An 11,078-nucleotide genomic window follows, 5' to 3' on the forward strand; every position below is an offset into this window, starting at 1 on the left:
CGGCTACCCGTCCAGGCAGGCGATCGAGGCCGGGCCCTCAGGCGATGCGCTGCCGTCAGCCCGGACAATGATCACCTGGACGCAAATGGGCGGCTCACCGAATCCGGAGACAAAAGCCTTCTCGGTCCGCGTCGTTTCGTAGGCGCCGTCAGCTTTGGCCGACTTGGTGCGCCATTTGTAGGTATCGCCCTCTTTTGGCTGCGGATTCTTCCAGGAGAAGACGATGATGTTCGGATCCGTCGTGTCGCGCGCCGCGGCCAGGGCTTCGACATCAGGGACGCTGCCGCTGTCCAAAGCATCGGCCGGGGGCTTGCTCGCCGTTTCAGTCGGGGCCACTTTCGGCTGGGCCGAGGAACCGAGAACCATGCCAACCACGACGGCGACCACCAGGACCGCAGCGCCCGTCGCGGCGAGCCACAGGTTGCGTTTGCTGTGGTCCGCTGGTGAGGCGTCGTCTTCCGTCGTCGACGCCCCTGCGGACGCCGCGGAGCGGCTGACGGTTGCGTCGACGTCCGGCTGGTCCGGCGGTGTTTGCCAGCCGCGCAGGACAGTGGACTCTGCCACCGCGGGTTCCTCCACGGGGCTGTGGTCCCGGACGGGCGCGTGGAATTGCGGCGGGGTTTGCTGGGCGTGGGCCGGGGTTGCCGGGACCGTTTGCGGCGCGTCGGCAGGATGGGCGGGAGACCGGGTAGCGCCGGGAACAGTGGAGGGGAAGGTCCGCGCCGGGAAGGTTGGCGCAGAACCCGTGGTGGCAGTTCCTGATGCGTCCGGATCGATGGACGCGATGCTCCGGACCCGGGTTTCCTCGAAATTGTCATCCGGATGCTCATCGACGTGGCCCGGTTCTTCAAGCACTTCGAAGGGCGTTACTGACAGGTTCAGCTCTGTCTGGATGCGCTGCAACGCCAGGGCAAAGGCGTGCGCCGACGAATAACGGGACTCCGGAGCCTTCGCCATGGCCGTGGCCAGGACGAGTTCCAGCGACTCGGGCACGTCAGCACGGCCCAGCCTGGGCAGGGATGAGTTGGTGATGCGCGAAATCAGTTCGCGCTGTGAGTTGTCCTGTCCTGGCAAAACGAACGGCGAGCGACCGGCCAGGAGCGTGTAGAGGGTGGCGCCCAGCGCCCAGATGTCCACGGGAACACCGTCCACGGCGCCACCACGGAACTGCTCCGGCGGTGACCACGGAATGGACATGCCGGCGTCGTCCTCGGTATCCGCGCCGATGGTGCCGGAGATACCAAAGTCCGTCAGGGCAGGCCGGTTGTAGTCGGTCACCAGGATGTTGGCCGGTTTGATGTCCCGGTGGACGATCCCGGCCCGGTGCGCGGTCTCGACGGCGGACGCCACCTGGATGCCGACGGCCAGGACCTCGTCCACGCTGAAGCGCTGACGGCGGTACCGGACATCGAGGCTCGGCCTGGAGCAGTACTCCATGGCGAGGTAGGAGTGGCCGTTCTCCGTGATCTCGGCCTCGAAGATCGTCACGATGTACGGATGCGACGACAGCTGGGCCATCAGGTTCGCCTCGGACTCGAAGCGTCGGCGTGCGCCCTCGGTCTTCAGGTCTGAGAGCAGCACTTTGACGGCCACTTTACGGCGGGGCCTGTCTTGTTCGTACAGGTACACATCCGAGAAACCACCGGAGCCGAGCAGGCTGACGTACTGGAACCCCGGAATGGGTGGAGGCGGCGCGGGGGGCCTCTTGGAACTCAAAGAATCTCCTCGAAACGCAATGAAATGTCGTCACCCAGTTCGGCGATGTCGCCGTCCAGCAGGATGGCCATTTCGTTTTGGGCCAGCCGGCGGGGTGCCTGGCCTTCCCTGATCAACACTGTTCCGTTGGTTGCCTTCAGGTCGCACAGCATGACGTGCCAACCCTCCAACCTGACCTCCACGTGAGAGCGGGAGATGTCCCCTCCGGGACTCTCCACCTGCACCAGCCTGGGCATGGTGCCGCCTTGGACACGGGAAACGGAGGGCTGCCGGCCGATGATCAACGACTGGTCAAGATCAATCAGTTCGCCGGTGGAAAGACGCATGCGGCCAAGGCGCGGACGCGGGACCTGTTCGGCATCGCCGGCCAGGGCGGTGCCGCACACGGAGCATTGCGGGTATGTGGGCGGGTTGGCATGCCCTTGGGAGCACACCCTTGCCAAAACCCGCGGCCCGTTGGGAGCAGGCGACTGTACAGATGCGACGGCAGCTTTGGCGGCGTCCTCATCATCACTGGGGAGGCTGCTTTTCATGATGGTCTGGCCGTCGTGGTCTGAGTCCTCATCCTCGGGAGCAGCCACGGGTGCAGGCGGCCAGCCGGAGGGCATTTGCGGCGCCGGCCCGGCACCAAGTCCGGACGGAACCGCGGGCTGGGCGCTGGCAGCTGCGCTCGTGGACGCGCCGCTGCGCAGCCACGGGACGGATTCAATCAACCCACTGCCGTGAACTGCTGCCGGGGTCTGCACAGCTGGTTCAGAAGCCGGTGGTTCCCCAACCTGCGACTCCTGAACCGGTGGTTGCAGGGCGGGCCCAGCAGGCGCCGGAGCATCCGGCCCTTTGGACACCGGAGCATCGTGGTCATCGGAGTCGTCTTCCACCCGGACAGCAGCGTCTTCAATGTTGCGCATCACCGTCTTGTCCCATAAGTGGTCGTAGTTGGTGGTGTTTTCCAGCGCGGGAACCATGGGGTCCGTGGTGCTGGTGTGGACGGGAGCCCCGGACTCCTCGGGGTCTTCCCGGACGGCCGGTTCCTGCACAGCCGTTTGTTCGGCGTCCGGTTCGCCCTGCGAGGCAGGTTCCGCCACGTCAGCTTCGTCTGCCGGGGACGGTGCTTCGGCGGAGGACGGCTCTTCGGAGGGGAGATCTTGTTCCGCAGCGGATTCATCAGCAGCGGATTCATCGGCGGCAGCGGCGTCATCGGCAGGTTCATCCACCGCAGGCAGTTCCGCCGCAAGCCCCAGGTGGCCGGGTGCGATGGTCAACCCGAGGTCCGCCTCGGTGTAGCCGATCATGGTTTCGTCGGAAACCCTGTCCGACGCGGCGTGCTGGACTTCCTGGGCCGGTGCAGGCTCCCGTGCTGATGCAGGCTCCTGGGCTGGAACGCTGGCGGCAGAAGCAACGATAGCGGCAGGGACCGCCAGCGCGGCGTCGCGTCCTGGCCCGATGGGGGCAACGTCGAGTACTGACAGCAGCACTACCCCCTCGGTCAAGGGAAGGCCGTCCAAAGGCAGGGTGCTTGGTGGCGCTTCGGGGGCAGCACTGCCACCAATGCGGACGCTGTAGGACGAAACACCGGCGAGTCGACGCTCGGTCCAGGTGGTGACGTCACGACCGGTGAGCTGTTCCGGGCCTGATGCCAACTGGACCAGCAATTCGAGATCACCACGGAGGAACACCCGGAGTGCGTCTTTGGAGTCTATGATCCCGAATGGAGGGATGCGGCTCAGCGAAACACCGAAGGCGTCCGTCACCTCATGGAGGACCTCGTGGGCCTCGGGCGCGGACTCCAGTAACTCCCAGACAGTGTCAATCAGGGCGTGGGGCGTGTCCGGCCCCAAAAGCACCACGGTTCCGTTGCGGACAACACCAAACCATTCGCCCTGCTGGTAACGGACTGGCGAAAGGCGGTTATTGCTTGCCATCTATGCCTTCCTCCTGACCTTTGGGGTGGTCTGCGCCAAGGGCATCGGTGCCGTCAACCCAGGCCCGCGGCAGTGTGTCTTCCTCAACTTCGGTCTCCGCCTCCGGGCGGGGCGCGGTGGTAGCGATGCCGGCGTCGTTCAGGACGTTTTTGGCGTCAACCACAATCACGGTGACGTTATCCCGGCCGCCGCTCCTCAGGGCGGCCTGGATCAGTGCGTCAACTGCGTCTTGCGGATGGGCCACTGTGCTGAGGATGCGGAACATGTGGTCATCCCCCAGCTCGCCGTTGAGGCCATCCGAGCACACCATCATCCGGTCGCCTTCCTGAATGGGAAGCAACCAGAAATCCGCTTCGGTTTCGTCGCCCGTGCCCAAAGCGCGGGTGACCACATGGCGGCGGGGATGAACGGCGGCCTGTTCCGGGGTGATGTCGCCGGAATCCACCAACTCCTGCACCTCCGAGTGGTCCACGCTGACCTGGGTGAACTCGCCTTGGCTGAGGCGGTAGGTTCGTGAATCGCCGATGTTCATCACCAGCCAGTAGGGCAGGCCCATCTGCTCCACCACCACCACGCCGGACAACGTAGTTCCCGCACGGGCTCCCGTGGCCTTTCGGATGGCGGCGTCAGCCTTCAACAGGCATGACTGCAGGTCCGCCGCGGAAGCAGTTCGTACACCCGCAGCGAGCTCCGGGGCACTGCCCAAAGTCCGGACACACATACCGCTGGCAATTTCGCCGGCCTCGTGCCCGCCCATGCCGTCGGCTACCGCAAAGACAGGGTCCGCGGCGATGAAGGAATCCTCGTTCAGCTCCCGGCGCAGGCCGCGGTCCGTCCCGTACCCGTAGCTCAGGCCAAAGGATGACGCGCCAACGGCGGCACCTGCTTCGGCATTGGCAGGGGTAGCCGGCTGTGAATTCATGCTTGTCCTAGGTGGAAGGAACGGTCCCCAAAATGAACGGTGGAACCGGGACGGACCAGGACTGCCTGGCCTGGGTGGAGCCGTGTCTGAAGTCCATCGGGCGTGGTGACGGCACTGCCGTTGGTGGAGTTGCGGTCGGTGACCCAGACGCCGTCGCCGTCAACCCGCAGGTGCAGGTGGGTCTTGGAGATGGACCGGCCGGGGTCGGAGACGGGCAACAGTTGCTCCACGACTTCGCCGGGCTGCGGTGCCGGGTTCCGTCCGAGAAGGACAGACCCGCCGAGCTGGACATCCTGCCCGTCATCAATCCGGATGCGGAGAACGGCCTGCGCGCGCGTGGTTCCCGGACGCATTTGGGTGCGCTCCACGTCGTCGTCGGGATGGGCCGGAGCCCCGGTGGCCGCCGACGGAATCACAGCGGCAGGCGGCTGGATCATGCCCCCGGGCTGCTGGGCCCTGGCCGCAGGCTGCTGTGTCACAGGCTGCTGTGTCATAGGCTGCTGGGTCACGGGGGCCTGCTGCGGTGCAACGGGCGTCGGCCGGGGTGCTGCCGGTGGGCGCCACTGGTTGGGATCGTGCGAGGGCTGCGGCGTGGCAACCACAGGAACAGCCTGGGCAGGCACGGCCTGCCCAGCGCCGGAAGAAGTGGCCATGGGCGAAGCCCCGGAAGGAACCGGAGACGCTACCGCCTGCACCGGCGGAAGGTCCATGGGGGCGAAACTGTAAGGACCTTGGATGCCACCGGTGGCAACAGGATTGCGTCCAGCGTTGACATCGAACACCAAGGACTTCGCGGCCTTGTCCTGCCAGCCGCGCAACTTGCCGTTCTTGTCCCAGGCGCTGGAGACCACCACGAGGATGGCCCAGACGACGCCGAGGAACATCAGCGGCAGGCCGATAAACAGGACCAGGTCAATCAAGCCGAGGGCAGAAAGAATGACCGAGGCAATCCCGCCGAGGAGCAGGACCCCGCCAGTGATGATGCCACGGACAAAAACGGCACCGGCGCCGGGAGCATATCCGTCAGCGTCCGAACTCCGAATGCCCATGAGCTGGTTGCCAATGGTGTTGCCGGACTTGGCCTCGAGCGCAAGCAACACGAAGGTGTACACCACCGTCACACCCAGGCCAATGCTGCCCAGGAGGACCAGGAGGCCCGTGTCATAGACAATGAAGCCGTTCCTGCGGGTTTGGGTGATGCCCGCGATTCCGATTGCGAAGCTGGTGGCCAGGACCGCGATGGGGCCCAGCCAGTCCAGCACGGCGGCGCCAAGGCGCTTCCCGGCAGACGCGGGCACCAAGTCGAGCTTGGTAGTCATAGTGGTCCCTCCCCCTGGCCCCGGCATTCCGTCCGGCGTTGTGGTCATTCCCGGATGTACCGGCAGCGTGGGCGACGCCGGCGCCGACACTACCGAGATACTACCGGGATTGGGCAGGCCCTGCCGGGTGGCGAACTCCAAGGCAGCCTTCCGGGCGTGGTTGATGTTCCCTTCCTTGCGGGCTCCGCGATTGTTAAGCGGGGATCCACATTGGGTGCAGAACGCTGCCCCCGGACGGACCGCATGCCTGCAGGCCGGGCAAAGTTCGGCCTCATTGTTCATCCGTGGTGTCCTTCTTGAACGGCAAGGTAAAGCGGCGGCGGACCTTGGGATCCGTGGGTACCTGGTTCCGGCGGCGCAGGGCTGCCCGGCCGTCGGACAACAAGGACCGCGGCGAGAACCGGGCCTGCTGCCGTTTCCAGAATCCGACGCTTCCCGTGATGTCGGTCAGCGACGAATCCACAATCTCCCAGTACTCCTTGACCTCGTCCTCGCTCGGCTGGCCGGCACCGAACACGGCGGCGTCGGCACGGTGGGCGAGAATCGTGGTGGTGCTGCCGGCAGTCGGGAAGGCATCCGCGAGGACCGTGGCCGATTCGCGCCGCGTGGACTTCGTGTCGATCGACGCCCCCATGTCGGTGGCGAGGCTGATCACTTCGTTCCAACCGCCCCCGACCCGCTGGGCGGGATGGCCGTCACGGAAACGCGCCTTCCGGCGTCGTGCTTTCAACAAGATGATGAGCAGCAGCGGCAAGGCGAGTATCCCCAACGGAATCAGCGCAACACCGATGGCTGCCAGCAACGGACCCCAAAACAGCCAAGGGTTGTTCTTCTTTTCGTCCGCATCCAAGGCATCCGGCGTGGAGTCCGGCGGCAGGTCCGCGGGTTCCTGTGGCGGGGGCGGCGGCTGCAGCACCTGCGGCTTGGGCTTGGACTTGTTCTCCGGGTCCGGCGGGATGGGCACATTGTCCTTGGGCGGGGTGGGATCAAACGAAACCCAACCCACTCGGTCGAAGGCCACCTCAACCCAGGCGTGCACGTCCTTACCGGTGATCTTGACGTCGCCGGCACCGTTTTCAGGGCTCTTGGGGTCCGGATAGAAACCCATCACCACGCGGGACGGAATGCCCAAGTGACGGAGCATGAGCGACATGGACACGGCATATTGTTCGTCGTCACCGAGCATCTGTTTGGCGGAGAGCATATTGCGGACGCGGGCCGCACTGTGCCCGGGGAGGCTGGGAAGCTGTCCTTCTGTTACCAAGCCATTGCTGAACGCACCGCTCTTCTGGAAGTGCGCCTCAATCTGCCGGACGCGGTCGATGGCGGTGGGCGCATCAGCCGAAAGCTCGTTGGCCTGCGAGGCGATGATCGGGGGTACTTCCTCGGCTTCCGGCAGCGTCAGCTTCGCAAAGTCGTACTGCGTCAACTGGCCGTGCTCCAGTGTCCCGGGGTCGGAAACCTGAACCGTGTAGTTATCACCCTTGGCCAGGCCCTTGGTGGTCACTGCCGTGTCGGTCCCCGCGTTGAAATAGAGTCCGGACGCAGCACCTGAGGTATCTGCGAAGCTCATCCCGGTGGTGTGCCGTCCGCCGGGAACGAAGTAGCCCTGGTAGTCCTCGATGGTGATGTCCAGAGCGTAATTGGTGCCCTTCACCGGACTCCCCGTGTCAGCCAGCGTGTTCAGCGAGCGGGCATCGCCTACCTTGCTGAAGTTGCCGGAGCTGTTGGGGTCCATGGTGTAGTTCAGTCCATTGAAGGCATCCAGGGCCGCCAGGCGGACGCGGGCATCCTTGGGCAGGCCCTTGACCGTGAACAGCGTGCTGTCCTTCTCGTCCTTGACGAAGTTCCGGAAGCTGGCCAGGGGGGTGATGTAGTCGCGGGGATCGAAGGGCGGGACGATCGTATTGCGCAGCACCTTCCGGTCATCGCTGGCACTGACCAGCGGAGACGCAATGGCGGTGACGCCGACAGCGACGGCGATCACGGCTGCAGCAGTCCCCAGGCGGCGGAGTTGGCCGCGGCGGGCAACACCGGCGTCGGAATCCGGACGGTTGGCCGAGACCGTCTTGGTGCTCCGCTGTCGGAGGACGTCCCGACGGAAGGTCGCCCAGACGATCGAGACGATGGTCAAGGAGACGCCGCGTTCGACGTTGAGGAAACCGGCGTTGGTGCTGAACGCGATACCCGTGACAAACAGGACCAGGACGGGAAGCAACGGCCAGTACGGGCTCTTCAGGCGCCACGTCAGCAAGCCGGCGGCAAGTGCCGTGAGCAGTGAACTGAGGAACGGCACAATCAGCATGCCGTTGGCCGTACCCACGGGCACACCGACAGTCAGCATGTCCTTCCAGGAAAACACGACGCCCAGCAGCAGCGTCCGCAGCGAATCGAGGCTGGGCAGGACGCCGAAGACGGCCGAGTCCGGCACAGCCAAGGCGGAACCGAACAGCATGTAGGCGCCGAAAGCCAGGGCGGCAGTGATCAGCAACCCCAGGCGAAGGTGCGCGTTCAGGACAGCAATGCCCAATCCCAGCAGCACGCCGCCCAGTCCGGCGACCAGGTAGCGCGGGTCTCCCCCAAAGCTCAGGCTGAAGCCAAGGACACCCAGGAAAAGCAGCACCACCAGCGCGCCGCAGTCAACGGCGAAGTGCCACAAGGGGCGGCCGTCAGCGAAAATCGATCCGCCGGTGGCGCGGCGGGTGGGCTTGGCGGCGCGGGGACGCTCGCGTTGGTTCGGCGCGGTGCTCATGCTGCCGCCTTTCGAAGAACAATGGCCAGATCGTCCAGGTCACCAACGGTGAGGACCGTCAGGTCCGCGATGTTGGCCCTCGACGGCGCCGCGCCGGGTTGTACGCGCACTGCCAGGCTGCGGACCCCGGGAGGCACGGAGGCGGCGCAGGTACGGAGTTGGGTTGCTGTCACGTGGCTGCCCACGACGAAGAAGACGACGGAGGCGTTCGGGACGGCGTCGGACAGGTTCCGGGCGAGGTCGACGGCGGTCTTCCGCATCGGCGCCCCGACAATCCGGGTGGCGTCGTCCAGCAGGTTGCGGCCGGTTTCGCAGCGGAGCGGTCCTTTTTGGGTCAGGACGTCGAGGTCGCGCTGTTCACTGATGGCCTGGCGCCCGATGGATGCTGCCACGGAGATGGCCATCTCGAACTCCGGTTCGGAGTCGTATTCATCGGTGTTGGTGGACAGCGCGATGGCGAGGTGCGCGCGGCGTGTTTCTTCGAACTGGCGGACCATGAGCTTGTTGGTGCGTGCGGTGGTCTTCCAGTGGATATGGCGACGATCGTCCCCGGGAACATAGTCGCGCAGGGCGTGGAAGGACACGTCGGCGCTGGAAAGCTCGGTGGTGGGCATGCCTTCAAGGTCGCGGATGAAGCCTGCTGCCGAGCTGCCCAGCGACACCGTGCGGGGATGGACGTACAGGTCCACGGGCTCTGTCCACATCACGCGGCGGCGCAGAAGGTGGAGGGGGTCGGCGCGCACCGAACGGACCGGGCCCACCACGATCACGGCACGCCGGGCCGTGGGGATGGTGAACAGGTCCTCGTGCACCTGGGCCGGCTTCATGCGCGGCAGATGGAACACGGCGGTGTTGGCGCCGACGGGCAGTTCCAGTGATGCGGGCAGCAGTGGCCTGGTGGATACGTTGGATACCGCAATGCTGCCTACGGCGTCGTCGCCCACAGCCACGCGGGTCCGGGCAAGGTCCAACACCACACCGTATGCCGAACGGCCAACGATGAATGCGATGGCCAGGACGAACAGCAGGAATGCCACCATGGCTGCCGACTTGGCCTCCTGCCAGCCCCAGGCCTGCCCGGCCCACCACAGCCCGATCGCAGCGGCGAGGACTACCCAGCCCAACAGACTCACCACGGACAGGACCGGCCACGCGAATTTCAGCCAGACGGCACGGACCTTGCGCCATGCGGGCGAAAGGAACTCGCCGGCCGTGCCTGCGGCTTCGGCCCACACGGCCGCCGGGTGGAGAGCTCCGGATCTGCCTGGTTTCCCGGAACGACCAGGACGGTTGACCGGTGCGTTGCCGGACGTGCGGGCGCCGCGAATCTTGCCGTTCACTGCCGCCGCAGCGCGCTTGAACGAGTCAGCAGCCCTTGTCAGGGGTGTGCTGGAGGACATGTGGAGGCCTTTGTTTGAGCTGGGTGCAGGACTGGCTTATGCGGTTGTGGGTTACGCGGTGGCGCGTTGCTGCGGAGCAGCTACGTCGGCCAGGACCCGGGTGAGCACAACCTCAGGCGTAGCACCGGAGAATTCGGCTTCCGGATCCATCACCAAACGGTGCGTCCACACCACGGGTGCAAGTTCCTTGATGTCGTCCGGGAGCACGAAGTTCCTGCCCTGCCCTGCAGCCCACACCTTCGCAGCGCGGACCATGGCCAGGGCTCCACGAACCGAAACGCCGAGGCGCGTCTCTGAGGCGTTGCGGGTCTCCTCGCACAAGCGCGAAATGTACCCAAGGACTGCCGTATCAACGTGCGTAGTGGCTGCGAGGTCTGCCATGTCGGCCACGGCCTGAGTGGTGATGAGCGGGGTCAGTTCCTTCGACCGGTCCTTCAGGTTCGCTCCACCGAGCAAGCGCACGGTGGACGCGTGATCCGGGTAGCCGATGGACGTCTTGATCAGGAAGCGGTCCAGCTGCGCCTCGGGCAGGCGGTAGGTGCCTGCCTGCTCAATCGGGTTCTGGGTTGCCAGCACCATGAAGGGGCGCCCAGCCTCGTACGTGGTTCCATCCACGGTCACGCGCGACTCTTCCATGACTTCCAGCAACGCGGACTGGGTCTTCGGCGAGGCACGGTTGATTTCATCGGCCAGGACGATGTTGTTGAACACCGGACCCTTGTGGAACTCGAACTTCTGGGTCTTCTGGTCGTAGATGGTCACACCCGTCACATCGGACGGCAGGAGGTCCGGCGTGAACTGGATACGGTTGTGCGAACCCTGGACCGTTGCTGCCAAGGCACGGGCCAGCGAGGTCTTGCCCGTGCCCGGCGCATCTTCAAAGAGAACGTGGCCCTCGGCCAGCATCGCGGTGAAGGTCAGCCGGATGACGTGCTCCTTGCCGAGGACCGCCTTGCCCACGTTGGCCACGAGCTTCTCGAACGTTTCTGCAAACCACGCGGCCTGCTCGTTTGTCATGGTCATGGGTTGATCCTGTTCCTTATGTAT

General features: G+C 65.4%; 7 protein-coding genes. All 7 read right to left on the reverse strand.

What is annotated here, in order from left to right; all coding sequences use genetic code 11:
* Window positions 1-3: 3 nt before the first annotated feature.
* From ACSSVG_RS02475 to ACSSVG_RS02505, 7 genes are read right to left on the reverse strand one after another with little or no spacing between them, the layout of a single operon-like run.
* Window positions 4-1,716 (reverse strand): serine/threonine-protein kinase, encoded by a 1,713-nt coding sequence (locus ACSSVG_RS02475; RefSeq protein WP_231339466.1) that lies wholly within the window; start codon window positions 1,714-1,716, stop codon window positions 4-6.
* On the reverse strand, window positions 1,713-3,638 hold the full coding sequence (locus ACSSVG_RS02480; protein WP_231339457.1) for an FHA domain-containing protein: 1,926 nt from the start codon (window positions 3,636-3,638) through the stop codon (window positions 1,713-1,715). The genes ACSSVG_RS02475 and ACSSVG_RS02480 overlap by 4 nt, the downstream gene beginning before the upstream one ends.
* Complete coding sequence (locus ACSSVG_RS02485; protein WP_231339447.1) at window positions 3,625-4,560, reverse strand: PP2C family protein-serine/threonine phosphatase; 936 nt, start codon at window positions 4,558-4,560, stop codon at window positions 3,625-3,627. The genes ACSSVG_RS02480 and ACSSVG_RS02485 overlap by 14 nt, the downstream gene beginning before the upstream one ends.
* Window positions 4,557-6,161 (reverse strand): RDD family protein, encoded by a 1,605-nt coding sequence (locus tag ACSSVG_RS02490; protein ID WP_231339432.1) that lies wholly within the window; start codon window positions 6,159-6,161, stop codon window positions 4,557-4,559. Before ACSSVG_RS02490 ends, ACSSVG_RS02485 begins: the two co-directional genes overlap by 4 nt.
* Window positions 6,151-8,631 (reverse strand): transglutaminase-like domain-containing protein, encoded by a 2,481-nt coding sequence (locus tag ACSSVG_RS02495; protein ID WP_231339424.1) that lies wholly within the window; start codon window positions 8,629-8,631, stop codon window positions 6,151-6,153. The genes ACSSVG_RS02490 and ACSSVG_RS02495 overlap by 11 nt, the downstream gene beginning before the upstream one ends.
* A complete protein-coding gene (locus ACSSVG_RS02500) occupies window positions 8,628-10,031 on the reverse strand; it encodes a DUF58 domain-containing protein (RefSeq protein ID WP_231339421.1) in 1,404 nt (467 codons plus the stop codon). The genes ACSSVG_RS02495 and ACSSVG_RS02500 overlap by 4 nt, the downstream gene beginning before the upstream one ends.
* Before the next feature lie 51 nt (window positions 10,032-10,082).
* The gene (locus ACSSVG_RS02505; RefSeq protein WP_492417095.1) at window positions 10,083-11,054 is read right to left on the reverse strand and encodes an AAA family ATPase; all 972 of its coding nucleotides are present in this window, start codon (window positions 11,052-11,054) and stop codon (window positions 10,083-10,085) included.
* Window positions 11,055-11,078: the final 24 nt, after the last annotated feature.

The sequence above is a fragment of the Paenarthrobacter sp. E2MeOHC11 genome (genome assembly GCF_058744955.1).